General features: G+C 52.8%; 21 protein-coding genes. 9 read left to right on the top strand and 12 right to left on the bottom strand.

Translation table 11 applies throughout. The annotated features are described in order from the left end of the window. Positions 1-33: 33 nt before the first annotated feature. The 6 genes from ybiO to rhtA all read right to left on the bottom strand — a co-directional run bounded on the left by ybiO (position 34) and on the right by rhtA (position 6,640). Positions 34-2,247 carry a mechanosensitive channel protein gene (gene ybiO / locus AC07RN_RS03325; RefSeq protein WP_478335565.1) on the bottom strand — a complete coding sequence of 738 codons (2,214 nt, stop codon included), beginning with the start codon at positions 2,245-2,247 and terminating at the stop codon, positions 34-36. Between the two features lie 138 nt (positions 2,248-2,385). After that, entirely contained in the window at positions 2,386-3,108 is a 723-nt protein-coding gene (glnQ, locus tag AC07RN_RS03320) for a glutamine ABC transporter ATP-binding protein GlnQ (protein ID WP_012016696.1), read from the bottom strand. Then, positions 3,105-3,764: a glutamine ABC transporter permease GlnP gene (glnP, locus tag AC07RN_RS03315; RefSeq protein ID WP_012016697.1), complete on the bottom strand. Its 660-nt coding sequence runs from the start codon at positions 3,762-3,764 to the stop codon at positions 3,105-3,107. The genes glnQ and glnP overlap by 4 nt, the downstream gene beginning before the upstream one ends. Positions 3,765-3,842: 78 nt before the next feature. After that, positions 3,843-4,586, bottom strand: a complete 744-nt coding sequence (gene glnH, locus AC07RN_RS03310) for a glutamine ABC transporter substrate-binding protein GlnH (protein WP_012016698.1) — start codon at positions 4,584-4,586, stop codon at positions 3,843-3,845. 362 nt (positions 4,587-4,948) lie between these two features. After that, on the bottom strand, positions 4,949-5,452 hold the full coding sequence (gene dps, locus AC07RN_RS03305) for a DNA starvation/stationary phase protection protein Dps (protein ID WP_012016699.1): 504 nt from the start codon (positions 5,450-5,452) through the stop codon (positions 4,949-4,951). A 300-nt stretch (positions 5,453-5,752) separates the two neighbouring features. Next, positions 5,753-6,640 carry a threonine/homoserine exporter RhtA gene (gene rhtA / locus AC07RN_RS03300; protein WP_478335564.1) on the bottom strand — a complete coding sequence of 296 codons (888 nt, stop codon included), beginning with the start codon at positions 6,638-6,640 and terminating at the stop codon, positions 5,753-5,755. A 355-nt stretch (positions 6,641-6,995) separates the two neighbouring features. Between rhtA and ompX the strand changes: the two genes are divergently transcribed. Then, the gene (gene ompX, locus AC07RN_RS03295) at positions 6,996-7,514 is read left to right on the top strand and encodes an outer membrane protein OmpX (RefSeq protein WP_012016701.1); all 519 of its coding nucleotides are present in this window, start codon (positions 6,996-6,998) and stop codon (positions 7,512-7,514) included. Positions 7,515-7,650: 136 nt separating this feature from the next. On the opposite strand, the gene AC07RN_RS03290 is transcribed toward ompX, so the two are convergent. Together AC07RN_RS03290 and mntS are read right to left on the bottom strand one after the other, a co-directional pair. Continuing rightward, on the bottom strand, positions 7,651-9,234 hold the full coding sequence (locus AC07RN_RS03290; RefSeq protein ID WP_478335563.1) for a phosphoethanolamine transferase: 1,584 nt from the start codon (positions 9,232-9,234) through the stop codon (positions 7,651-7,653). A 278-nt stretch (positions 9,235-9,512) separates the two neighbouring features. Beyond that, the gene (mntS, locus tag AC07RN_RS03285) at positions 9,513-9,641 is read right to left on the bottom strand and encodes a manganase accumulation protein MntS (protein ID WP_041689350.1); all 129 of its coding nucleotides are present in this window, start codon (positions 9,639-9,641) and stop codon (positions 9,513-9,515) included. A 183-nt stretch (positions 9,642-9,824) separates the two neighbouring features. On the opposite strand from mntS, the gene mntR reads away from it, so the two are divergent. The 6 genes from mntR to AC07RN_RS03255 all read left to right on the top strand — a co-directional run bounded on the left by mntR (position 9,825) and on the right by AC07RN_RS03255 (position 16,177). After that, complete coding sequence (gene mntR, locus AC07RN_RS03280) at positions 9,825-10,298, top strand: manganese-binding transcriptional regulator MntR (RefSeq protein ID WP_012016704.1); 474 nt, start codon at positions 9,825-9,827, stop codon at positions 10,296-10,298. Next, entirely contained in the window at positions 10,295-11,395 is a 1,101-nt protein-coding gene (locus AC07RN_RS03275; protein WP_478335562.1) for an anion transporter, read from the top strand. The genes mntR and AC07RN_RS03275 overlap by 4 nt, the downstream gene beginning before the upstream one ends. A gap of 101 nt (positions 11,396-11,496) precedes the next feature. Next, positions 11,497-12,537 (top strand): aldo/keto reductase, encoded by a 1,041-nt coding sequence (locus AC07RN_RS03270; RefSeq protein ID WP_478335561.1) that lies wholly within the window; start codon positions 11,497-11,499, stop codon positions 12,535-12,537. A 157-nt stretch (positions 12,538-12,694) separates the two neighbouring features. Then, complete coding sequence (locus AC07RN_RS03265) at positions 12,695-14,071, top strand: glycoside hydrolase family 1 protein (protein WP_478335560.1); 1,377 nt, start codon at positions 12,695-12,697, stop codon at positions 14,069-14,071. Positions 14,072-14,121: 50 nt separating this feature from the next. Further along, a complete protein-coding gene (locus tag AC07RN_RS03260; RefSeq protein ID WP_478335559.1) occupies positions 14,122-15,450 on the top strand; it encodes a PTS sugar transporter subunit IIC in 1,329 nt (442 codons plus the stop codon). Between the two features lie 10 nt (positions 15,451-15,460). Next, a complete protein-coding gene (locus tag AC07RN_RS03255) occupies positions 15,461-16,177 on the top strand; it encodes a GntR family transcriptional regulator (RefSeq protein ID WP_012016709.1) in 717 nt (238 codons plus the stop codon). A gap of 47 nt (positions 16,178-16,224) precedes the next feature. Here the strand turns inward: AC07RN_RS03255 and ldtB are convergent, their stop codons facing one another. Continuing rightward, complete coding sequence (gene ldtB, locus AC07RN_RS03250) at positions 16,225-17,145, bottom strand: L,D-transpeptidase (protein ID WP_012016710.1); 921 nt, start codon at positions 17,143-17,145, stop codon at positions 16,225-16,227. Positions 17,146-17,367: 222 nt separating this feature from the next. Here ldtB and AC07RN_RS03245 point away from each other — a divergent pair, with 222 nt between their 5' ends. Further along, positions 17,368-18,963 carry an ABC-F family ATPase gene (locus tag AC07RN_RS03245; RefSeq protein ID WP_012016711.1) on the top strand — a complete coding sequence of 532 codons (1,596 nt, stop codon included), beginning with the start codon at positions 17,368-17,370 and terminating at the stop codon, positions 18,961-18,963. A gap of 178 nt (positions 18,964-19,141) precedes the next feature. Here the strand turns inward: AC07RN_RS03245 and AC07RN_RS03240 are convergent, their stop codons facing one another. Both AC07RN_RS03240 and AC07RN_RS03235 read right to left on the bottom strand, forming a co-directional pair. Continuing rightward, positions 19,142-21,505, bottom strand: coding sequence for a glycoside hydrolase family 31 protein (locus tag AC07RN_RS03240; RefSeq protein WP_478335558.1), 2,364 nt, complete (start codon positions 21,503-21,505; stop codon positions 19,142-19,144). A gap of 17 nt (positions 21,506-21,522) precedes the next feature. Further along, positions 21,523-22,824, bottom strand: coding sequence for an MFS transporter (locus AC07RN_RS03235; RefSeq protein ID WP_012016713.1), 1,302 nt, complete (start codon positions 22,822-22,824; stop codon positions 21,523-21,525). Between the two features lie 290 nt (positions 22,825-23,114). On the opposite strand from AC07RN_RS03235, the gene AC07RN_RS03230 reads away from it, so the two are divergent. Next, on the top strand, positions 23,115-24,188 hold the full coding sequence (locus AC07RN_RS03230; protein WP_235135160.1) for a LacI family DNA-binding transcriptional regulator: 1,074 nt from the start codon (positions 23,115-23,117) through the stop codon (positions 24,186-24,188). Here the strand turns inward: AC07RN_RS03230 and AC07RN_RS03225 are convergent. Continuing rightward, a complete protein-coding gene (locus AC07RN_RS03225) occupies positions 24,185-25,447 on the bottom strand; it encodes a DUF1479 domain-containing protein (protein WP_478335557.1) in 1,263 nt (420 codons plus the stop codon). The genes AC07RN_RS03230 and AC07RN_RS03225 overlap by 4 nt on opposite strands. Positions 25,448-25,566: the final 119 nt, after the last annotated feature.

Genomic DNA, 25,566 nt, shown 5'->3' with positions numbered 1-25,566 from the left:
GTTGATGTGCCGGGCAACAATGCCCGGCCTGTTTTAAAGCGTCGGTTCCTGCGGTGGCGGAAGTGCGCCAGCAGGCGACAGCACCTGATACGTTTGAACGGGTGTTCGCACTTCAGCCAGATCAAAGTGTTTCTTCACCATGCTGTCGAGCGCAAAGCGTACCGTCCACTGTTTCAGCGGCTGGGTAGTGAATGAGACGCGCAGCGTAAAGGCGGTATTCGTCAGCCCCACAATCCCCGCAAACGACGGTTCACCGATCACCAGCCCTCGGATATCCTCCATCTCCATCAGCTCCTCTACCGCCGATCTGAGCGCCTGTTTGGCTTTGTCTGCGTCCTCATGGCGATCCACGTCGTAATTTGCCACCACAGACCCGATACCTCGCACGAAGTTGGCGAAGGTGGTAATCGAAGACCACGGAATGATGTGATACGCGCCAGTGTCTTGTCGTACGCCAACGGAACGGATCGACATCCGCTCCACGGTGCCGGTTAATGGCCCAATGGTCACCAGATCGCCGGTGTTCATCCCGTTCTCAAACTGAATGAAAATCCCGGTAATAATGTCTTTCACCAGCGTTTGTGACCCGAACGAAATCGCCAGGCCGAGTGCACCCGCACCTGCCAGCAGCGGCGCGATATTCACGCCAATTTCAGAAAGCACAATCATGATGGTGATGGTACTGATAATAACGGCCAGCGCATTGCGGAATAACGTTAACAGCGTGCGGGCTCGCGCGCTGGGCAGAGGGCGTCCGTGAATATCTGACACCAGCCGGTTCTCAATCAGACTCGCCAAAAGCGTCCAGCCAACCGCCGAGAAGAACAGGATCAGCGCGATACGAATCAGGATATCCACCGTTTTCTCGCCCGCGCCGTTGTGCAGCCAGTTCCAGAAGTCAAACAACCCCCAGGCGTTAAGCAGCAGCATAATGGACACGCAAACCGTCAGAATGCGCGCGACTTTCAACGACGTTGAGATCCAGCTGTTCACCCGTTTCTGCAATTCGGGATAATTTCGCTGCACCTGTGGAGAAAGCGTGACGGTTTTCGAAATCCAGCGCGACAGCAAACCCGACACAAACGCCGCGATACCAATAATCGCCAGGCTGTGGAATGTAGCCCCCATCATAAACTTCAGGCTGTTGCCCGGATCGAACAGCGAGAAGAAGCACAGCACAATAAAATAGGCGCTGGCCAGCCAGTGCCATATCAGCGCAAACGCACGGATAAACAGGCTAAAGAAAGAGAGCGACCGATCGGCGAGATGCAATAGCCCGTCGGTGATGGCTTTTTTGTTGTGAAAAATCAGGTACAACGCCCAGACGGTAATGCAGATCATGATAAGCACGTTGGCCAGCGCGCCAATCTGGACATTGACCTGGTTTGAGATAATCGGCACTGCGACCAGCAGACCGTAACCAATCAGCCCGCTGAGAATGCTCAGGCGAAGCGCCCAATATTTCGCGTGCTCATCGCTGAGGGAGAAAGGCCGTAAATCCGCCACGCGTGGGCAAAACAGCAAACGTAAAAGCGCTTTGAAAAATTCAATCAGGGCGAAGGCGTTAAGGAATAGGCTTTGCTGAAAGGCGATGGTGTGGTTCCCGGCATCGAGATTATCACTGAGAATTTGACCGACAAACAGCGTCAGCGCCAGTAGCAGCAAATCGATAATGAACGCCCCGGCAATCATCAGCGGTAAGTGAAACCAGCTGCTTCTTTCCCGATTCTTTTTGCGTCCCCATTGCCCCATTTTGCGGTACAGCGGCCAGGCGCACAGACGCACCAGCCAGTAGAAGGCAAAGACCATCGCGGCCAGCATCAGAAAATGGCTGGCGGCGTTATTGAACGTTTGCGGATTAAAGGCCTTGTGCGGGGAACCGATCAGATTGCGATAGAGCTGAGCGAAGCGTGCTGATAGCGCGTCGCCATAATGACGGCCCACGTCGGTGACGTTTTCCAGCACGGTTTTTTGTTCAACCACGTCCGGAGGCGTGATTTTTGGGACCGGATCCTGCGGTGGCGTCGCAGCAACGGTACGGAGTTGTTCGATCAGCTCCTGGCGCGAGGTGTCATTCTCGAGCACATCCGCGAGCGCACTGTAGGCGGCTTTCTTTTGTTCAACGTCAGGTTCAGGGGCTGGCGTGGTTTGCTGGGAGGTTGACGCGCCGGTCGTGACGCCCGGAATAGTGACCGCCTGCGCGGGCGCGCAGAAAAGGCAAAACAGTAGCAGCAGGATCCACGGCACGGCTTCCTCCGATGAAGAAAATGCTCAGCAAAATGATAAGTATAGAAGGAGCACGGGGGAGGGAAGTTTTTGGGAACAATCTGGCATTAAAAAGCCGGGCGATAATGTGCCCGGCTTTGGATGATTAGCGTGAAAATATCAGGAGACGTGCTGCAAGAATTCCTGCAAACGCTGGCTCGGCGGATTTTCGATCAGCGCCTGCGGATTGCCATCTTCGGCAATACGGCCTTTATCAATGAAAATCAGACGGGACGCCACTTTCTCGGCAAAGCCGATTTCGTGCGTCACGATCACCATCGTCATGCCTTCTTCCGCCAAATCCTGCATAACTTTCAATACTTCATGACGCAGTTCTGGATCCAGCGCAGAGGTCGGCTCATCGAAAAGCATCATTTTCGGTTTCACCGCTAGCGCACGGGCGATTGCCACGCGCTGTTGTTGACCACCGGAAAGTTCAGAAGGGTAGTGATGCGCACGCTCGGCAAGGCCGACTTTCGCCAGCAGCTCTTTCGCCAGTTTCTCAGCTGCCGCTTTGTTGGCTCCACGCACGCGCAGTGGGCCGAACATCACGTTTTCCAGCGCCGTCAGGTGCGGGAACAGATAAAACTGCTGGAACACCATACCCGCTTCCTGACGAATCAAACGCTCGTCCACTTTCGGGTCGTTCACTTTCAAACCATCGACAAACAGATCGCCGCTGGTGATCTCTTCCAGCTTGTTGATGCAGCGCAGCAGCGTTGATTTACCGGAACCTGACGGCCCGATAATGACCACCACTTCGCCCTGTTTAATATTCAGATCGATATCGTGCAGCACTTTCGTGGGACCGAAGTGCTTGGAAACGTTTTTAAATTCAATCACAGGATTTTCATCCTTCTTTCAAGACGGCGCAGAACAAAGCTCAGCAGCAGCGTAATAATCAGATAAACCACCGCAACGGCGCTCCAGATTTCCAGTGCACGGAAGTTACCGGCAATGATCTCCTGGCCCTGACGGGTTAATTCAGCCACCCCGATAACGATAAACAGCGAGGTATCTTTGATACTGATGATCCACTGGTTGCCCAGCGGTGGCAGCATACGACGCAGAGCCAGCGGCAGAATAACGTGGCGAATGGTTTCGCGACGGGACAGGCCCAGCGCCAGACCGGCTTCACTGAAGCCTTTATGGATCGACAGCACCGCGCCACGGGTGATTTCCGCAATGTAGGCACCGGAGTTGATCATAATGGTCACGACCGCAGCGCTGAACGGATCGATGCGCAGATCGTTAAATGCCATAGGCAGGGCGAAGTAGATAAACATGACCTGTACGACGATGGGCGTACCGCGGATCACTTCGATGAAAACCAGTGCGATATGGTTTGCAATCCAGCCACCGTAGCTACGAGCGAAACCGGCCACAAGACCGATAATCAACCCGCCAGCCAGACCGAGGACCGAAATCCACAGGGTCATTTTAGCGCCTTCAAGCAAGAGAGGAATGGCAGGCCAGATGGCGCTCCAGTCAAACTGCATGATAATTTCCTGTAACCGTGGTTCTAAAAAATGCAGGGGCGAAAGCCGCCCCTGAGCGTACAACGTCTTTAATAATAATTATTTTGGTTCAGTACCGAACCATTTTTTGTAGATTTCGTTGTAAGTGCCGTTTTCACGCAGCGTTTTCAGCGCGCCGTTCACTTTATTACGCAGCTCGTCGCTGCCTTTAGGGAAAGCGATGCCGTACTGCTGTGCTTCCAGTGACTCACCAACCGCTTTGAACTTGCCGTTGCCTGCAGTTTTGATGAAGTACAGAATGTTAGGGGTATCGTGCAGTACAGCGTCAGCGCGGTTAGTGCCGAGTTCCATATAGGCGTTGTCGATGTTAGGGAACTGGCGCAAGTCTTTGGTTTTGATATTCGCTTTCGCGTAATCAACAGAACCGGTGCCGCTCTTCACTGCCACGATTTTGCCGTCGAGGTCTTTCACGCTTTTCACGTCGTTGTTGTCGGCTTTAACCATCAACAGCAGACCGCTTTTGTAGTAGCCGTCAGAGAATTCGATCGCTTTTTTACGTTCTTCGGTGATCGTGATACCCGCCAGCGCCAGGTCGATATTTTTGGTTTGCAGAGCCGGGATGATGCCGCTGAAATCCATTGGCTTCAGGGTGTAATCCAGTTTCAATTCTTTTGCGATTGCCGCCCACAAATCCACGTCAAAACCAACGTACTTATCACCCTGCTTGAATTCGAAAGGAACGAAAGCGGTGTCAGTTGCCACAACGAGTTTGTCTGCGGCCTGAGAAGATACCGCGAACGCCAGGGTAAGTGCAGCCAGTGAAACTTTTAATACAGACTTCATAGTATTTCCTTTTATATCCACGGGGCGATCCCCTGCGGGAGCAAACGGCTATATGAAAAAATCGTGCCAACTTTACAACCTATTGTTTTGCAAAGAGGATATATACTTACGTTGCACAATAATCGTTGCAAGAGTATCGATTTGCACCAAAGTGAGGCACTATTTTGGTGCGTTTCAATGTAGTCAATAGACGGAAGGATATTAAGCGCAATTAACGACGATAAAACAATCGTTCGTTAACGATTTTGTGAGGTGATTATTACAACTTTTTTACTTTTGCAGGCGTCGCAGGAAAAAGTGTGCACCATAAATGTGCAAAACCCCCACCGTAAGGCGAGGGTTTGATTGAAATTCCGTATGGATTATTCGATGTTAGATTCGATAAACCACAGGAACTGATCCAGGTCGCGGGAAGCCGCAGTCAGGATATCGGCTGTGTCTTCGTCTTTCGCTTCGCCAATGGCTTTGCGCACGTCGTTAGCAACGATGGCATAGCGATCGGCCAACTCTTTCAGGTGATCCTGTACAGAGTGAATGTCCAGCGGATAGCTTTTCAGCGCCGTTTTGCTGTTAATCACCTGGGTCGTACCCAAGGCCACACCGCCAAGCTGTACAGCCCGCTCCGCCATGGTATCAAGGTGAGTCACCAGCGCAGTACGGAAGCCATCCAGCATTTCATGGACGGCAATGAAGTTTGCGCCGCGCATGTTCCAGTGGGCCTGTTTGGTGATTAATGACAGGTCAATGAACTGGATCACCTGGCGATTCAGCAACTCAATCGTCGCTTTCTTATCACTGTCCGATACATCGTTGCGGGTATAAAGCAGATTAGACGCTTTCGTTTTTACCAGTTTAGCGGTACTCATAATCTCATATCCTCTTGATGTTTTGTGTTCCAGGTAATTACCGGAAATAAGTATAGCACCGCTTTTTCATTCTGCAGGGTTGACTGTGCCTATCGATTTAATAGTGATAATAATGTATTTTTTTAATGCATTGATTTTATAGGTTTTTATTTTATTTGTTGCGGATGAGTCTTAATTTCACGAAATCATGTGAAATACACAAAAATATTTCACCTTGATGACAAAGTATGTGCGGAAATAACGGGGGGCAAGAATTGGCGTATATTCTGCATGGCAAGAAACCATGCAGAATAGGGCATATTAATGTATGTCGATTTCTTTGATTTTAGGTTCAGATCGCATGGTCAGCGTTGAACCCATTGAGGCGGCAATAATCGAGCACAGCGCCAGCACCTGAACCAGCGTCAGGCTTTCGCCCAGAAATACCATGCCGGACATCGCCGCCAGTGCGGGTTCCATACTCATCAGCGTGCCGAAAATACGCGTGGGCAGCCGCGTCAGCGCAATCATTTCGAGTGAATAGGGCAGCGCGGTAGAGAGCACGGCGACCGCAAGGCCGATCGGCAACACAGACCATTGCCAGATGGATTCAGTCGCTTGCGCCATGCCGAGCGGAACAAAAATGATGGCGGCAATCAGTGAGCCTAACGCCACCGTGGCGGGCCCATGCTCTTCGCCTGCCCGTTGTCCTGTCAGGATATACACCGCCCAACAAGCGCCTGCACCCAGCGCCAGCGCGGCACCGGTTAAATCGACGTGGGAAATATTCTGCCCAAGCGGCAACAGGAACCACAGCCCAAGCACTGCGAGTACAACCCACACAAAATCCACGGGACGACGGGAAGAAAATAGCGCGACCGCCAGCGGCCCGGTGAATTCCAGCGCGACGGCAACCCCGAGCGGTACGGTTTGTATCGACAGGTAGAAGAGATAGTTCATCGCCCCCAGCGACAGGCCATAGAACAGCAGCGGCGGACGTTGCTCTTTTTTAAACCGCAAACGCCAGGGTTTAAAAATAATCACCAGAATCAGGGTGCCAAGCGCGATACGCAGCGCGGTCACGCCGGGTGCACCTATAATAGGGAAGAGCGATTTTGCCAGCGACGCGCCGCTCTGGATTGAGAGCATAGCAATAAGTATCACGACGATGGGCAACCAGACCGGCGCTTTACGAGACAAACCAGGCATCCTTTCTCCTGTCAATTTATGTCAAAGGGAGTAAAAGCCGCAGTGTAATGGAAATAAAAGGTGAGCGGTTGAGACTTTGTTGAAAAAAAGTTGCCGTAAATCCGTAAAATGGCGGCGAGTTGATGAATTTATCAGCTAATAGATTAGGAATAATCTGGATGAATGTAACGTCATTGACGCGCAAAATTAGCGAATAAATGTGGAAATTCGGAGTTATTTGAAAGAGATAGCTGCTCGTTGAAATGTTCTGTTACATCAAAGACTCGGTTAGACATTACGAATCACAAAGAGTTTCACCAGATTTTTTGATATATTTAAAACTTACGGATTTACTTGAAGCACATTTGAGGTGGTTATGAAAAAAATTGCATGTCTTTCAGCACTGGCCGCTGTTCTGGCTGTTTCCGCAGGTACTGCTGTAGCTGCTACTTCTACCGTTACCGGTGGTTACGCTCAGAGCGATATGCAGGGCGTTGTCAACAAAGCTAACGGTTTCAACCTGAAGTATCGTTACGAGCAAGACAATAACCCGCTGGGCGTGATCGGTTCTTTCACTTACACCGAGAAAGATCGCTTTGAAGATGGCGCATATAACAAAGCTCAGTACTACGGTGTTACCGCAGGTCCAGCTTTCCGCCTGAATGACTGGGCAAGCATCTACGGTGTTGTAGGTGTTGGCTACGGTAAATTCCAGCAGACCGAGAACGAAAGCCTGAACCGCAGCGCAAGCACTAGCGATTACGGTTTCTCTTACGGCGCAGGTATGCAGTTCAACCCAATCGAAAACGTTGCTCTGGACTTCTCCTATGAGCAGAGCCGCATCCGCAACGTTGACGTTGGCACCTGGATCGCAGGCGTGGGTTACCGCTTCTAATCACTTCGGTGATGAAATAAAAATCCGCCCACTGTGGCGGATTTTTTTTGAAGGTAACAGCAAAAACGGCAACCCTTGGGTTGCCGTTTTGTATTTGTACTTTCTCACACCTGGAGAGAGTAGCAGGCCGCACAAGTTAGCGACTTTTTATCTCAAACGCATCGGTCCCCAAATGCGTGTACTCCACTTTCTGTAACTTAAAGTTGGTAATGTAGGCAGGGGGCGCTTTCTTGTTTGATACAAACGGATAATTGTTGGCGATCTCTTTTGCTGAAATCCCGGTCCACTGCGCGAAAAAGTTCAGGAAATCGTTCGCTGACCGGCGCGCTTTAATCACACGATGCTTTTTATCATCGCTCGACAGCACCATAAACGGCACCTGAAAGTTCTGCTGAAACTTATCATCGTGCGCCAGGTACTGCACTGCTTTACCCCGTTCTTTGAACGCCAGACCATGATCCGAGAAGTACACCATAGAGAAGCTGTCACCCGTGTTTTGTAACTGGGTGTACAGTTTGCTCAACAGATCGTCGGTTTGCGTCATCGTATAGAGATAGCAGGACGTCTCTTTTGATTGCACGAATTCTGCGTATTTCCCCTGCGTGCGATCGCAAGCTTGCGGGTGCGATCCCATCAGATGCAGGACGATCAGCTGAGGCTGGGTGCGTTGAGAAGCAAATACCTGCGACGTCATCTTTAACAGGGCTTCATCTTTGGTGTTTTTATCCGCCTCGAAATCGCCATTTTTCAGAAACTGGGCTTCGTCTGCACGTTTGGCAATGCTGGCAATCGCCGTGTCATATTCACCGATTTGGCCCTGATTGGAAAACCACCACGTCTGGAAACCGGCACGGTTGGCCAGCGTGACAAAGTTATCCTGATACTGCGGTTTCCCATCGATCACGCGGCTTAACGTCAGGCCGAGTGACTTTTGCGTGGATCCGCTTGCTGCGATGTAATCCGTAAACAGCGTACCGTTCACTGAGCTGGCAAACGGTGTGTTATTCCAGTGACCGCCAAAGGCGCCCAGCGCATCGCGGCGTGCACTTTCGCCAATCACGACCACATAAGTATGGTACTTCGGCTTCACGGCCAGCACGTTCCAGGTGTCTTTCATGTTTGAAAGCTCAGCCATACGCGCCTGCTCGTCGATCACTTCTTTATTGTTCACCACGATATCTTTTACGAAGCGGAAAACCGGATAACCCGTGTCTTTCAGCTTGAAAACACCGCCCCATGCCAGGTTTTGTACCGGTGCGACAAAAAATGCCGCGATGCTTACGATCAGGCACAGGTTATCAATTTTGCTCCATGACTTTTTCTCTTGCGGCTGACGACGCACGGCAATCACGCCCAGCGCAAAAATGAACAGGCCAATGACGTAGCTGTACCACGGGAAAATCGTCAGGATCTCCGTCGACTCTTCCATATTGGTGGAGTGCAGCGCGAGCAGGGTATTAAAGTTGGGTGCGCCATAAGCCTGACCAAACGGGTAATACATTGCGGCAACCACAGAGCATATTCCCACCACCACTTTTTGCACACGCGGTGCGCTTCGCCACATCAGATGCAGCAGGCAGGTAAACGCAACGGCGTATAGCAGGCTATAGGGATAGCCAAGCGCAAAGTTAATCAGCAGTGATTGCAGAAAGTAGAATCCCGTCCACGGGCTTAAGGCCCGACTGCGGGTAACGATCGTGTCTTTCAGGGTTAAATTCATAGGTCACTATCATAAAACGCCATGTGCTCACCCTGGCGTCGAGGGTCAAAGCCTGCCTGACAGTGCGTGGAGAGGGAATGAGGGTCCGCTTCAGCGAGCCGCAAATGGTGCAGGGCTGCAAGAAGATAGAGCCAGTCGGCAATTAGGTCAACAGTTGCTAATAAGATGTTTTGCGAGAGGGGCTGCAAATCCGTAAAAAAGATCGGGGAATGGGGGGCAAACGACCAGAATACGTGGGGAATATGACAGAAAAATGAAGCAGCGTACCGCAACGCCGCTTAGTGATTGGGTTTGTCGTTCTGCTGTGGCTTGCCGTTAAAAATGTCGCATAGCATGTTCAACAGCATTAACCGCACTTTAAAGGGGGAGTGGCTAAACACGTTCATGCACCTCTTGAATTCGTTCATGTGACCTCCTGATTTCAGATCCCTTCGATCCGTGAAGGGTGACTGCATTACATACAGATATAGCACAGGCTATATTGTATAGCTATGGCTAATTCGTTAATTTTTTGTGCTTGTAGAGCTATGGTTTACACTGTGCGCTCTCGTTATAGGACGCCACGGGCGTCACCCCACTGAGGAAGTACAATGAACAGTCGCGCAGGTAAGCCAACTACAAAAAAAAAGACGCAACTGGTGAATGTTGAAGAGCATGTTGAAGGGTTTCGTCAGGTGCGTGAGGCGCACCGTCGCGAATTGATTGATGACTACGTCGAGCTGATTTCCGATCTCTTTCGTGAAGTCGGTGAAGCCCGTCAGGTGGATATGGCCGCGCGCCTTGGCGTTTCTCAGCCTACGGTCGCGAAAATGTTAAAACGCCTGGCGTCAGTAGGACTGATCGAAATGATCCCCTGGCGCGGTGTTTTCCTGACACCGGAAGGTGAAAAACTGGCCCAGGAGAGCCGGGAGCGCCATCAGATCGTCGAAAACTTTTTGCTGGTGCTGGGTGTGAGTCAGGATACGGCCCGTCGTGATTCGGAAGGGATCGAGCATCACGTCAGTGCAGAGACGCTGGAGAGATTCCGCGAATTTACCCTTAAATACGGTGCGCCCGCAGAATGAACATCCCTGGACTGCAGGCGCTTGCCCGAGATCGTTTTTTCCACCTTCTATTAGTCATTGGTGTCGGGCTGAGCTTTTTCGTGCCCTTTGCGCCAAAAAACTGGCCTGAGGCCATCGACTGGCACACGATCATCACCCTCAGCGGGCTGATGATGCTCACCAAAGGCGTAGAGCTCAGCGGTTATTTTGACGTGCTGGGGCGAAAAACGGTGCGTCGGTTTGCCACCGAGCGCAAATTAGCCCTTTTTATGGTGCTGGCCGCCGCGCTGCTATCCACGTTTCTGACCAATGATGTGGCGCTTTTCATCGTGGTGCCGCTCACCCTGACGTTACGCAAGCTGTGCGAAATCCCGGTTAACCGGCTGATTATCTTTGAAGCGCTGGCCGTTAATGCCGGATCGTTGCTGACGCCAATCGGCAACCCGCAAAACATTTTGCTGTGGGGGCGCTCGGGGCTGTCGTTCGCGGCCTTTACCTGGCAAATGGCGCCGCTGGCGCTGGCCATGATGGCGTCGCTGCTGGTGGTGTGTTGGTTTGCTTTTCCCAATAAAGCGCTGAATTATCATAGCGGAAGCGTCACTCCCCAGTGGAAGCCGCGCCTGGTATGGGCTTGTCTGGCGCTGTATATCGTTTTCCTGACGGCTCTTGAACTGAAGTTCGCCCTCTGGGGCGCGTTGCTGGTGGCGGCGGGCTTTTTGGTGCTGGCGCGTCGTGTACTGATAAGCGTCGACTGGACGTTGCTGCTGGTGTTTATCGCCATGTTTATCGATGTGCATCTGCTGATTCAACTGCCCGCTTTGCAGGGCGCGCTACACAGCGTGACCGATTTGTCCCCCCTCGGGCTGTGGCTGACGGCAATCGGATTGTCGCAATTCATCAGTAACGTGCCGTCTACCATTTTGCTGATCAACTATGTGCCGCCAACCGCTCTGTTGGCCTGGGCCGTGAACGTCGGAGGATTTGGCCTGTTGCCTGGGTCTCTGGCGAACCTGATCGCGCTCAGAATGGCGAACGATCGGCGTATCTGGTGGCGTTTTCACGTCTGGTCGCTGCCGATGCTGATTTGGGCGGCTTTGATTGGCTTTATGCTGGTTTAGAGAAATGGGCAAGAAATAGACAGGAACGACACATTCGCAATCGGGACCAGAGAGGTATAACTCTCTGGTAGCTTTTAAACGAAGATTGCGAGGAACGTCGTATGCGTTATCAAAAACTGGGTAATACGGGTCTGTTTGTTTCCGAGCTGTGCCTTGGCACCATGACGTTCGGGGGTGAAGACGGCATGTGGGGCAAGATTGGCCAGCTTCAGCAAAGCGATGCCGAAAAGCTGGTGGGGCGTGCGCTGGATGCGGGTATCAACTTTATTGATACCGCCAATGTCTATTCGGAAGGACGCTCGGAAATCATCACCGGGCAAGCGCTGAAGAACCTGAAAATTCCGCGTGAAAATGTGGTTGTCGCCACCAAAGTCTTTGGCGAAACCGGCACGGCGGGCGTTAACTCTCGCGGCAGCTCGCGATATCACATCATCAATAGCGCGAAAGAGAGCCTGCGACGCATGCAGCTCGATCATATCGATCTCTACCAACTCCATGGTTTTGACCCGGCCACACCAATCGAAGAGACACTTTACGCTCTGGATAATCTCGTCCAGCACGGTCATGTGCGCTACATCGGCGTGTCAAACTGGGCAGCCTGGCAAATCGCCAAAGCGCTGGGGATTTCTGAACGTCTTGGGTTGGCCCGTTTTGCGTCGTTACAGGCATATTACACTATCGCTGGGCGTGACCTTGAGCGTGAACTGGTGCCGATGATGCAAAGCGAAGACGTGGGGTTAATGGTCTGGAGTCCATTAGCAGGGGGATTGCTGAGCGGCAAATACGATCGCGACGGTAAAAGCGAAACCGGCGGACGCCGCCTTGAGTTTGATTTCCCGCCGGTGGATAAAGACCGTGCATTCGATTGTGTCGATGTGATGCGCACCATTGCCGACAGCAAAGGCGTCTCCGTCGCGCAAATCGCGCTGGCGTGGCTGCTGCATCAGAAAGTGGTCAGCAGCGTGATTATTGGCGCAAAACGCGTCGATCAGCTCGACGATAATATTGCTGCAACGGACATTCGCCTGAGCGACGATGAGTTAATACAGCTGGATGCTGTCAGCGCATTGCCGCGTGAATATCCGGGCTGGATGCTGGAGCGTCAGGGCGAGTATCGCCGTAATCAGTTAGCTCAGCAGTAATATTGAGTTCTGATCTTCAAGCCGGATTCGCATTGCGCATCCGGCTTTTTTATTTCTATCCCGCTCACAAAAAACGATCCTTATCTTTGATTGATTTTTCATCTTTAGCTATATGACTAGTCATGAAACTTAAATGACTAGTCATATAGGAGCGAACATGAATCAATCACTACCGGCGAATTTTTTATGGGGAAACTCAGTTTCCAGCATGCAGACGGAAGGCGCGTGGAATGAGGGCGGAAAAGGGATGTCGGTGTACGACATTCGTGAAGCCGGCGAAAACGCATCCGACTGGAAAGTGGCGACCGACTCGTACCACCGCTACAAAGAAGACTTTGATTTAATGCAGGATCTGGGCATGAACTGCTACCGTTTCCAGATCTCCTGGAGCCGCGTCTGTCCGCAAGGCGACGGCGAATTTAACGAAGAGGGTATCGCTTTTTACGATCGGTTCATCAACGATCTGATCGCGCGCGGTATTGAGCCGATGGTGTGCCTGTATCACTTCGACATGCCGCTGGCGCTGGCGAACGAATACAACGGATTTATGGACCGGCGAGTGATGGACGCATTTATCCGTTACGGCAAAAAAATGATCGACTGCTACGGAGACCGCGTGAAGTACTGGTTGACCTACAACGAGCAAAATATCTTCCATATGCCGGAAGCGTTCCGTGTTTCAGGGTATATGAAAGGCGAGCAAACCCTGCGCGAGCTGTATCAAATCCAGCACCACACGATGGTGGGGCACATGGCGCTGACCGAATATTTGCATCAGGCGAAACCGGGTCAGTTAATGGGCGGTATGCTGGCGCATCAGCTGATTTACCCCGCTACCTGCAAGCCGCGCGACATCTTCTGCGCGCAGCAATATGACGAATTCCTCAACCAGAATCTGCTGCGCGTCTTTGCCGGTCAGGGCTATAGCCCTGCGGTAATGGCGGTGGTGGAACAGCAGGGTTTCAGCGATATTTATCGCGCAGAGGATCTGGCGCTGCTGGCACGTACCAAAAATGACTACATGGCCTTTAGCTATTACGCCAGCAAAACGCTGGACAGCGATCCGATTCCAGAAGGCACACCTGTTAATTATTATCTCGCGCACGGCGAAAAAAATAACCCGTTCCTGAAAGCCACCGAATGGAACTGGCAAATCGATCCGCTGGGCTTTCGCACCATTATCACCCGCTATTACAACGACTGGCGTTTACCGGTATTCCCGATTGAAAACGGGATCGGCGTTATCGAATCCTGGGATGGGGTCAATCAGGTCGAAGACGACTATCGCATCGACTATCACCGCAAACATTTTGACGCCATGAAAGCGGCCATGTTTGAAGACGGCGCGCAGGTCATCGGTTATCTCGGCTGGGGGTTGATCGATATTCTCAGTTCACAGGGTGATATGCGTAAGCGCTACGGTGTGGTGTATGTCAACCGTGAAAACCACGATCTGAAAGACCTGAAACGCGTGCCGAAAAAGAGCTACGCCTGGTTGAAACAGGTTATCCATAGTAACGGACGCGAGTTGTAAGTCGTACGCTGCCGGACCGTTTTTGTGACTGATTGATGGGAATATCCGCTATGTCTGATACAAAAATTACACCTGCGATGCAGTCTTTTGTTGATAAGTTTGTTGAGTTCTCAGCGCGCCTGGCAAATCAGGTGCACTTACGTTCTCTGCGCGACGCTTTTGCCACGGTCATGCCCATTTTCATCCTTGCCGGACTTGCGGTGCTGGTGAATAACGTGGTGTTTCCGTGGGTGCTGGAGGGCGACACGCTTGCCCAGTTTAAAGTGTGGGGCGAGGCGATCATTAACGGCACGCTGAATATTGCGGCGCTGCTGTTAGCGCCGATGATTGCCTGGTCGCTGGCACGCAACAAAGACTTCGACAATCCGGTCTCGGCAGTGGTTATCGCTGTCAGCAGTTTTATCATTATGATGCCGATGCAGTTACAGCTGGTTCCCGTGGGGAGTCAGACGGCGGTGAACGTCACGCAGGTGCTGACGTTCAGCAATATTGGCTCGACGGGGATCTTTGCGGGTGTGCTCATTGGCCTGCTTTCTACCGAAATTTTTATCGCCATATCACGCTTAAAATCGCTGCATATTTCGCTGGGAGAGAACGTGCCGCCCGCGGTGAGTAAATCGTTCACCACGCTGATCCCGACGATTATTACGCTCTCTCTGTTTGCCGTGCTGGCGGCGCTGCTCGCCAACGTGCTGCACACGGACCTGATTCACCTGATCACCACGTTTATCCAGCAGCCGCTGCGGTTGATCAATACCAGCCTGCCGGGCACGCTTTTTATCTACAGCTTTGGTAATTTCTTGTTTACGCTGGGGATTCATCAGTCGGTCGTGAACAGCGTGATTCTGGAACCGTTCTTATTGATCAACACCAACGAGAACATGATCGCGTTCGCTAACGGACAGCCGATTCCGCACATTATCAATAATATCTTTGTCCCTACGTTCGGCATGATTGGCGGAACCGGGAGTACCATTTCCCTGCTGATTGCGATTTTTATCTTTGCACGTCAAAAGTCATCAAAGCAGGTGGCGCGGCTGTCGCTGGCGCCGGGATTGTTCAATATCAACGAGCCAGTGATTTTTGGCTTGCCGATCGTGTTCAACCTGCCGCTGATGATCCCGTTTGTCCTGCTGCCGGCCATCGGCATTTATTTTGCCTGGCTCTGTACCACGCTAGGGCTGATGTCGCGCTGCGTGGTCATGATCCCATGGACCACGCCGCCAATACTCAGCGCCTGGCTGGCGACGGCGGGGGACTGGCGCGCGGTGGTGGTGCAGTTGGCAATCATTGTATTTGGTGTATTCTTCTACCTGCCTTTCCTCAAGATTGCTGAGCGAGTGGCGTTAAAAAACAGTGTGATAGCGGATCAATCATAAGGAAAAGGCGATGGCGGCGAAGTACATCACCATAGCGCGGGAAATTAAAAAACGCATTATTAGTCAGCAGTATGCCGCCAACGAACCGTTGCCCGACCAGTTTGCGCTGGCGGCGGAGTTCAGCACCAGTCGTATGACGATTCAGCAGGCCATGCGTCAGCTGATTGTGGAAGGGCTGGTGTATACGCGCCAGGGGCAGGGGACGTTTATCCGTAAAAACTTCCTGCAGCTGTCGCAGTGGGATCTTTCCGGCAGCGACTATTTTGGTGCGACCAAAACCTGGGAACATCTTGGAACTGTCAGCAGCAAAGTGGTGCATTTCGAACTGCGTTTTCCGAATGAGAAAGAGCAGTCTTCGCTGATGATTAATGTCGATACGCCAGTGTATGATTTTATCCGTTTGCGTTCGCTCAACGGCGAGCCGATGTCGCTGGATTCAACCGTAATGCCGCTGAATCTGGTTCCGGGCCTGAATAAAACCCACCTAGAAAGCTCGGTGTTTCAGTACGTTCAGGAGACGCTGGGGCTGAAAATTATGGGGTCGTATCGGGTGGTTCGTGCGTTAAAACCGACGGCGCTCGATATGCAGCATTTGATATGTGAACAAACCGATCCGGTGCTGGAAGTGGAGCAGGTTATCTATCTGGAAGACGGTACGCCGCTGGAATATGCCCACTGCCACTACCGCTACGATCATGGCGGAATCGTCATCGTGAATAACGGATAATAAAAAAGCGGGCTAAAAAGCCCGCTTTTTTTATGTCTCGATTTGAATCAGTTCAAACGAACCGGCATCCCTGAGCGGTTCTGCACGGCCTGATCAACAACCGTCGCTTCAACGTCTGGCTGGGTAGTGACAGCCTGCACGTTGCTCTTCAGATTAATCGGTACGATTTCATTGTTATTAATCTGGTCTTCGCTGGTAGAGAGCGGGTTATGCACTTCAATGTAGCGGCTGCCATCCGGCTCGGAAGTGGCTTTGACAGGCTCATTGATAAACTGTACGCGCGTCCCAACAGGCACGTTCTCGAACAGGAATTTGATATCTTCGTTACGCAGACGCACACAGCCGTGGCTGACGCGCAGGCCGATACCAAAGTTGGCGTTGGTTCCGTGGATCGCATACAGACGGCCAATGTACAGCGCGTACAGACCCATCGGGTTGTCCGGGCCAGCGGGCACAACGGCTGGCAGTGGTTCACCGGCAGCGATGTATTCTGCGTGCATTTTCGCGGTTGGCGTCCAGGTTGGACCCGCTTTCTTACGTTCGACTTTGGTGGTCCAGTTCATTGGGGTATCTTTGCCCAACTGACCGATACCAATCGGCAGAACGATCACGGTGTTAGTGCCTTTTGGGTAATAGTACAGACGCATTTCCGCGCTGTTGATCACGATGCCTTCATGGACGGTGTCCGGCAGAATCAACTGCTGAGGAATGTTCAGCACAGTGCCCGCTTTCGGCAGATACGGGTCAACGCCCGGGTTTGCTTCCAGCATGTTGGACAGGCCCAGCTGATATTCAGCTGCAAAATATTCCAGCGGCTGGTCGTTGCCTTCCGGCACGATAACCACCTGGTTTTGACCCACCAGACGGCTACCGTCTGTCGGCAGCGGATAAGTTACCGCAGAAGCGGTATTGCAAAAACCTACTACGGCTAACGCCGCCGCAAAAAGCGTTGATAATTTCATATTCATGTTATGCGAGGTATCTTTGCCACTCTGGCGATTAGTTGATGAGTCTGAGTCAGTGATGGGAGCGCATTATATGTGCATTCCCGCCCACTGGGAATTCAGATGTGTACGAAATCACATTTTTTTCACTTTTGTTAAAGTTTAGTGGTTCGCTGCAACACGGGATCTCATTTAGGAATTGTGGCATAATGACGTGTTTATCACACTTTTTCGCAGGAATCTCCCGTGTTAGTTACCAGCAACATCACTATGCAGTTTGGCAGTAAGCCGCTGTTTGAAAACATTTCCGTCAAGTTTGGCGGCGGCAACCGTTACGGCCTGATTGGTGCCAACGGTAGCGGAAAATCCACCTTTATGAAGATTCTCGGCGGCGATTTAGAGCCAACGCTCGGTAACGTGTCGCTGGATCCGAACGAACGTCTCGGTAAGCTTCGCCAGGACCAGTTCGCCTTTGAAGAGTTTTCGGTGCTCGACACTGTGATCATGGGACACGGGGAACTGTGGGAAGTGAAACAGGAGCGTGACCGCATTTACGCTCTGGCAGAAATGAGTGAAGAAGACGGCTATAAAGTGGCCGACCTCGAAGTCCTCTACGGCGAAATGGACGGTTACTCTTCCGAATCCCGCGCAGGCGAGCTGCTGCTCGGTGTCGGCATTCCCGTTGAGCAACATTACGGCCTGATGAGCGAAGTCGCGCCAGGCTGGAAGCTGCGTGTGCTGTTAGCACAGGCGCTGTTCTCTAACCCAGAAATTCTGCTGCTTGATGAACCGACAAACAACCTGGACATCGATACCATTCGCTGGCTGGAGCAGGTGCTGAACGAACGTGGCAGCACCATGATCATCATTTCGCACGACCGTCACTTCCTGAACATGGTCTGCACCCATATGGCTGATCTGGACTACGGCGAACTGCGCGTTTACCCAGGCAACTACGATGAATACATGACGGCTGCGACCCAAGCGCGCGAGCGTTTGTTGTCTGATAACGCCAAGAAAAAAGCGCAGATTGCCGACCTGCAATCCTTCGTGAGCCGCTTTAGCGCCAACGCCTCTAAATCTCGTCAGGCAACGTCTCGTGCCCGTCAGATTGACAAAATCAAGCTGGACGAAGTGAAAGCGTCCAGCCGTCAGAACCCGTTCATTCGCTTCGAGCAGGACAAGAAATTGTTCCGTAATGCGTTAGAAGTCGAAGCACTGACCAAAGGTTTTGATAACGGTCCGCTGTTCAAAAACTTCAATTTGCTGCTGGAAGTGGGCGAGAAAATTGCGGTTCTCGGGGCCAACGGCGTCGGTAAATCCACGCTGCTGAAAACCCTGGTGGCTGAGCTTCAGCCCGATCACGGTACGGTGAAATGGTCTGAAAATGCGCAAATTGGCTATTACGCGCAGGATCACGAATATGAATTCGAAAATGATCTGACCGTATTTGACTGGATGAGCCAGTGGAAACAGGAAGGCGACGACGAGCAGGTTATTCGCGGCATTCTTGGCCGTCTGCTGTTCAGCCAGGACGATATCAAAAAGCCTGCGAAAGTGCTTTCCGGTGGTGAGAAGGGTCGCATGCTGTTTGGCAAGCTGATGCTGGAAAAACCAAACATTCTGGTGATGGATGAACCAACGAACCACCTGGATATGGAATCTATCGAATCGCTGAACATGGCGCTGGAGATGTATCAGGGGACACTGGTCTTCGTTTCTCACGACCGTGAGTTTGTTAGCTCGCTGGCGACCCGCGTGATTGAGATTACGCCAGAGCGCATCGTGGACTTCACCGGTAACTACGAAGATTATCTGCGTAGCAAAGGCATCGACGGCTAATTTCCCGTCGTCTTTCGCGCTGCAGAGGCGTTGGCTGCACCTGCTCGCCCCGGTCACTGACTTATGTAAGATTCCGGGGATTTGCAGGTTTGTCGCCATACTGCAGCGAGAAATACGAGGGAAATCAACGTGTCCTTTTCCCTCTCCCCGTGGGAGAGGGTTAGGGCATCAGACCGCTTTATAACACCCACTCACTCCCTTCAACGCCATTCACCAGCAGCTTACGTTTCTCGCCTACCGGTAACGACACGTTCAGCGTATTCCACGCCGGACGATAATCACCGCACGCTTCCACCTTCAGATCAATCGTTGACCCTTCACACACCATTTCCCAGTTCAGCCACAACGCGTTGCCCTTTTGATAACCCCAGCTTTCGCCGTCGTCTTCAAACAGCAGGCCAGACGTCGTCCCCACGCCTTTCAGCGGGAACAATTTCAGCTCGCGCATATCATCTTTTTCAGCTGACACATGCGTAATGCGTTCACTCAGCGGTAGACCCGCCCCGGCGCGCACCAGCAATGGCAGTTTTTCCAGAGGCGCATCGCGGGTAATCCACTGACCGCCGGAGAACCATTCGTGGGTGTAAAAATCATACCAGCCAGTTTCGTTGTCTGGCAGCCAGAGGCGGCGCTCACGTTGTCCCGCTTCGACGACGCTCGCGACAAGCACATCGCGGCCCAGCAGGAAGTCGTCACACTCTTCGAACGTCTGCGCATCATGCTCGTGATCGAGAAACGTTGGGCGCAGCATCGGCTCGTCGTCAGCATGAGCCTGCCAGAGCAGGGTGTATAAATATGGCAGCAGCCGATAGCGCAGCTCGATGGCACCGCGAATGGCCGGCGTCACGCCCGGATACATCCACGGCTCATTTACCGTCTGATCGTCATTCCACGAGTGAATGGTGAAGCGTGGATGCATCACGCCGTTCTGTACCCAGCGCACAAACAGCTCGGCATCAGGTTTATCGCCTGAGAAACCGCCCACATCGTGGCCGACGTTAAACAAGCCGGACAGGCTCATGCCCAGACCCATACGGGTGTTATAGCGCAGCGTCTCCCAGTTGGTCCGGTTATCGCCGCTCCAGGTCTGGACGTAGCGCTGCATCCCGGCGCAGCCTGAACGCGAAATCAAATACGGCCGTTTTTCTGGTGCAAATTTCTGTTGCGCTTCTATCGACGCGCGCATCATCAGCAGCGGCATCACCGGGCGAATGTGCTTGATCGCAATTTCCTGACCGAAGCCGTGACAGCGCGCCTCACCATCCCAGACTTCAAACTCGTTGTTATCATTCCAGGTGGAATCGATCCCCATTTCCAGGATTTGAGTCGTGACACCGTTCTGCCACCACTCGACCGTTTGTGGGTTCGTAAAGTCGAGGTGCGAGCCTTCGTCGTCCCAGAAGCTTGAGCGTTCTGGCGCATCGGTTTCTGAGTCGCGGATAAACAGGCCTTTTTCCGCCACTTCGCTGTAGCGCGGGTGATCCTGTAGCAGGCACGGTTTGATGTTTGCCGCAAGTTTGAGACCCGCGTCGTGGAACGCCTGAGTCATCACTTTGGGCTGCGGCACTTTGTCATAGTTCCAGTTAAAGACGTAGCGCTTGCCGTTTATCGAGGTATACCCGGACGACAGCTGGAACGAGTCGCACGGGATCGCGTGTTCTTCGCACAGGCGGATGAAGTTCATCAGCTGATTTTGCGCGTCGGGTGCGTCGGTGTAGTGCATGGTCGAACCGCTGTAGCCCAGGCTCCATTTCGGGCCAAAAAGCGTTTTCCCGGTCAAGCGCACGAAGGCTTTGGTGACGTCCAGCACGCGTTTGCCGGTAAAAATGTAGTAATCAATATCACCCGCTTCGGCCTGCCAGCGGCGATAGGCGGTGTGGTAATTGTCGATTTCGTTGCCCAGATCCAGCCAGCAGCTGCTCAGGTTGTCGTAAAACACGCCGTAGCTCACGTCATCGCGGCGGGCGATGGTAAACGGAATATGCTTGTACAGCGGATCGGTGCTGACGGCGTTGTACCCCATCGCATCCAGATTGCGCATCTCATAGCGTTTACCGTTGCGCTGCAAATCACCGGCTTTCTCACCCAGGCCATAAAAGCGCTCATCTTTACGACGGCTCAGGTAGTGGGCCGCGCCGTCGCCGTGAGCGTTCAGCAGATAAGCACTTGTCGGGCGGTCATTCACCAGCGCCTGCCATTCACCCGCGTCATTGCGATAATGCCACTCCAGCCACAGCGGCTGATGCACGGTGACGCGCAGCTGTTGGGTGGCAATTACCAGCGCGTCGCCCTGCTGCGTGAGCGTCCACGTCGGGCAGCTAAATCCGCTGAGATCTTCTCGATGCCGACCTTCCCACGGAACGTCCTGTTCTGGCGCAATGCTCCAGGTTTTCTCCAGCGCCAGCTCGCCTTTGCGCTTAATCAGCACGCGGAACAGATTCTCTTCCAGCACATACAGATTCAGGTGATGTTGAGAATCAACCAGCAGTTCCAGATGATTCGCTGACTGCTTCGCCAGCGTCCAGTTTTTCAACGTTTTCATATGCAATACATCCAGTATCAGGCGCGCTTAGCGCGACGTTCAGCAATAAATGCGACCAGGAAAAATGCGCCAACAAGGTCAAAGAAACCCATGGCAATGAACAGCGGGTTAAAGCCGATTTTGTCGGCGGTGACGCCGATTAACAGTGAGAACAGGAAGCTGGCGATCCAGGCCGCCGAGCCGCGCATGCCGTTGACGGTCGCCATCTGACCTTTGTCGAACGATTCCACCACCAGGGCGCTGAGCATGCAGGAGATGATCTGATGACCGAACCCGCCGATAGAGATAAGCGCAATCGTGATATACGGGTCGCGGGTGATAGCAACCGCAGCCAGAGAAATCATCAAGAACGCGCCGGTCACAGAGCTGGCCACCACGGAGTTAACACGCGAGCAGCCGAAAAGACGGGTATAAAGACGGGTAAGATATCCGCTGACCACGCTGCCGAGATCGGCGGCCAGGAACGGCAGCCAGGCAAACATCGCGATCTGTTTCAGGTCCATGCCGTGTTCTTTGGCAAGATACAGCGGAACCCAGAAGCTCAGCACGGCCCAGGCCGGTTCAGCCATGAAAGCGGGAATAGCGATACCGTAGAAACGCTTATTTTTGGACACGGTTTTGAGTGCGGTCAGGAACGGCAGCTTAACGGCTGGTGGCTCGTTATCCTGTTTGATGAACGCCAGCTCGTCTTTGCCCAGATTCGGGTGCTGTTCCGGGTTGTGGTAGAACGCCCACCACAAAATCACCCACAGCAGAGCCAGCACGCCGGTAAACATGAACGCACCTTGCCAGCCGAATGACGCGTGAGCAAAGTAAATAATGGGCGGTGCCAGCATCGCACCGATCGAGAAGCCTACGCCTGCCCAACCGGCAGCAATCGGACGCTCAGATTTTGGGAACCATTCGCCAATGGTTTTGGCGTTTGCAGGCGTAGCGGCGGCTTCCGATGCCCCCATGAAGAAGCGCAGGATAGCCAGGTGCACCCAACTGCCCGCACCAGCGTGGAAAATACACATTAATGCCCAGATCCCGGCGCAAACCATAAAGCCAATTTTCAGGCCAATCACGTCGATCAGCCAGCCGCATAAGGGCTGGAAAATGGTATAGGCAATCTGAAACGCGCCGACAATCCAGGAGTATTGCTCGGTGGTAATCCCCATCGTCGCTTTCAGCTCGGGTGCCAAAATGCCCAGGGAGTTACGGGTAATGTAGTTAACGGTGACGCCCAGCAAAAACAGCACCAGTACATACCAGCGCAGGTTTTTGATGACGCGGCGGGTTTTGCTTGCCACAACCGGTGTATTAATGTCCTGACTCATTTTCTCTCTCCACAAGACGGACGGTAGGGGGAAGGTACGTTTCGGTTGTCACACAGATTATTATGACGTTGAAAGTTATCTGTTTTTCGCTTCAAGTTGATATACAACTAGTATGGAAGTTGTGTGACAAGTTCACCTTATGGCAGAAAATGAGCAGGCAATAGTGGATTTTGTGCAAGCTTTCTCATAAGTGGCATTAATATTTTGGCAAGATGCCATGTAAGCCTGTTTTTATGCGAATTCCACACTATGAAAATTTTTGCATTTAGCAAATGGAGCGAGATCACAAAATGGATAAAAGGCTAAAAATCGCCGAAATTGCCGCCCGTACGCAGCTCTCGATCAGCACGGTTTCTCGTGTTTTGGCTGGGAAGGCCAACACCAGCGAAAAAGCCCGCCAGAAAGTGCTGGAATGTGCGCGGGAACTGGGCGTCATGGATGGCATGGCTGCGGGGCGGTTGCTGCTGAATAGCCTGGTGGTCTTCGCGCCGCAGCGTGCATTTGACGAGCGGTCCGACATCTTTTACTACCGCGTGATCCAGAGTGTGAGCAAAGGGCTCGCCTCTCATGAAGTCAGGCTTCGCTACTGTGCGCTGGAGGAGAACGACAGCGACGCGCAGCTCTTTCTCGCTCGTATGAATGAAACGGACACCCAGGCCGCTATATTACTGGGCATTGACGATCCCCATATTCACGATCTGGCCGTTGATATTGCCAAGCCCTGCATGCTCATTAACTGTCGTGACAGTCGGATGCGCTTGCCTGCCGTCGCCCCCGATCACCGCGCCATTGGTGAACGGGCCGCGGAGTACCTGTTCGAAATGGGTCATCGGGAGATCATGAATGTACTGTGCCTGCGCCGGTATACCATGGAGCTGCGTCTGGCGGGCATCCGTGATAGCTGGCAGACGCACAATCTGAAATTTAACGATAAACGCGATCTGCTGGTGGTGCCCAGCTTCAGCGCTACAGAAACGGAACAGCAGGTCAGCGAATGGCTCAGCCGAACGCCGGCCAAAAACCTGCCAACGGCGTTTCTGGTGGGGGGCGATTTCATGGCGGCGGGCACCATTAGCGCGTTACAAAAGCATGGTCTGCGGGTGCCGCAGGATGTCTCGGTGATGAGCATCGACGGTTTTAATCTGGCAGCGATTCAGGATGTTCCGTTAACGGCGGTGCATGTTCCGCGCGATGAGCTGGGTACGGAAGCGGTGCATATGCTCCAGCAGCGTCTGATGCGCCCGGACGCGCCGGTGGGAACGTTGTTGCTAAACGGAACGCTGACGGTGCGGGAATCAGTACGGCGGATACGTCAGGGAAAACGACGCACCGCCGTGGAGCGGGAAGGGCTTTACGACGCTTAGACCATGCCGAGCGCGCGCTTGCCGTGGATATTCAGGTCGCTCACGGTAAAGCGGTCCTGCCAGGTTTTTTCGTAATCTTCGCGCGGGAAATCGCCCGGCGATGCGCCCGTTTCCAGCGCCGCTTTGACTTTTTTCGCGTAGGCGAGATTTTTCTCGCACATCGGCGCGGCAGGGATGTACATCACGTTGCCCCAGCCTTGCTGATTCTCCACGGGGGCGACGGAGTGAATCACATCGCAATGCCACCACACCGAATCACCCGCTTCCAGTGCCGGAATGCTGGTTAACGCCTCGATCAACAGCGGATGCCACTTCTCGGAAATCGGCAGTACGCGGCCAGGTGCCACGCCGCAAAGCTCGTCTTCCGGCACGTCGTCGAGCAGCGGACGCAACAGAATGTACGCCATCGCCTCCGGGATCGGCACGACGTGCAGCAATCCCTGGTCTGGGATCATATCTGACAGCGCCGTCCAGCCCTGGAAGGTGCGGAACACGGAGCACTTGGTGGTGTTATCCACGGTGTACTCTTCCACTTCCGTGCGATGCGCAGCATTCCATGGATCGTATTGATCGAGATTCCCGTCAAACACCCGCGCAAAGACCTGCTGATAAGCCGGAAGCAGCCAGCGTTCCAGCGCCCCGGAATCAGTATGTGCGCCTAAACCTTTGGACGTTGTTCCTGGCGGGCGGCGGCGGATGCGATCCGGATAAATCACGCTGACATCCGGGTTAAACCACTGTTTTCCGTTGCTCTCGAACGTCCACAAACGATTCAGGAACGATTGCACCTGCGCCATTTGTTCGCTCTGACGCGCCTGCATTTGCGCCTGCGACCAGTAAATCGGATAAATTTCCGGACGCGATGCGGTTAAGGAGCCAAAGAAGTTATCGCCTGGCCCTTTGTAGACCTCGTCGAACTGGTTGAGATCGAGATAGTCGAGCATTGAATTATCCCACGCCAGCGCTTGCTCGCGCGGGAAATGACATTTGATGACCGCACAACCCCGACGTTTTACCGCTTCACGCTGCGCAGCCGTTATCTGACCGTTCTTCACATCTTCAAAAGGGATGACCGGCCAGACGGATTCCCCTTTGCTTTTCAGTTCATTAATTTCCGCCACACGAGTCGCAATTTTATCACTCAGCCGGTCGAAAACCGCCTGAACGTCACCGATCTGCGCGCGTAACTCGCGTTTCATCTGGCGAATCGCGGCTTTAGGGTCCGCAGGCAAAATTTCACTGGTAAACGTTAACGTCATAACCGCCTCGCATCTTTCATTCGAAAGTAAAGTTATCTACAAATGATACTTTAAGTTAAAAATTAGTTAATGCAAGTTTAAAAAATTGACGTATGCCGCAGGATCGAAAAAGAGTGATG

It is taken from the genome of Lelliottia sp. GFLA7 (assembly GCF_056490165.1).
The sequence above is the reverse complement of the archived record's forward strand: the minus strand, read 5'-3'. Positions and strand labels throughout refer to the sequence as shown.